This is a genomic window from Lewinella sp. (assembly GCF_050633125.1).
Taxonomy (GTDB): Bacteria; Bacteroidota; Bacteroidia; order Chitinophagales; family Saprospiraceae; genus Lewinella.
This window is the reverse complement of sequence record NZ_JBOEFX010000002.1, coordinates 1-778: the sequence shown is the minus strand read 5'-3', so window position 1 is coordinate 778 and position 778 is coordinate 1. Positions and strand designations below refer to the sequence as shown.

Below are 778 nucleotides of genomic sequence, written 5' to 3'. Positions count from 1 at the left end.
AAATTCCCCAACAAGCTCTTAAATATTCTTCTTACAGTTTATTTGCCAAAATCGCTGATAAGGCTTACCCTCCACAATCTTTGCAGGCTCACTGATCTCTTTCGCTTCCATCAAGCCATATTCACCAAATTCTCTTTCTACAGAAGCTTGATCATAAAAAAACAATTGTACCCCATGCTTGGTTTCAAACCTATCAGTGCTCAATTCCTTACCCTCTCCATAAGCAGCCGAATGCGTTGAGATGGCCACAAAGACCATATACCCTCCGGGCGCAAGCTGAGCGTAACAATCATTAATAAGTTTTGCCCGCTCCCCTGAATCCAACAAATGAATCAGAGCGTAACAAAAAATCCCCTCATATAACTCTTCATCAAATGGCATCTCCCCCACAGCACCATGGTGAACCTTGACCTCGTCTCCAAAATGCTCTTTTGCCAATCCAATCGCCGTTGCCGAGATCTCTATGCCTGTAACATCGAACCCATTGTCCATGAAAATTTTTGCATTCCTGCCATAGCCAAATCCCGGTATCAGGATTTTGCACACCCCTTCTCTTTTAAACAGCTCCAACACTTCCATGACGCAATCAGCGGGTGCTAGGCCCCACATCGCCTTCTTATCTCTAAAGCTGGTTTCCCAAAATTCGGCCATTTCTGTTGCTATTTATGCTGTACCAAAGGGCTTGCTAACAAACCTGAATTCAACCAAACAAGAAAGATAAGGACATTTAAATAGATAAAAAAAAGCTTATATACCCTTTTATGAACTTATATGGTTC

1 protein-coding gene is annotated in these 778 nt (G+C 42.3%); it reads right to left on the bottom strand.

All coding sequences use genetic code 11. From position 1 onward, the window contains the following. Nucleotides 1–18: 18 nt before the first annotated feature. The gene (locus ACRBG0_RS00445; RefSeq protein WP_431484964.1) at nucleotides 19–651 is read right to left on the bottom strand and encodes a class I SAM-dependent methyltransferase; all 633 of its coding nucleotides are present in this window, start codon (nucleotides 649–651) and stop codon (nucleotides 19–21) included. Nucleotides 652–778 lie beyond the last annotated feature (127 nt).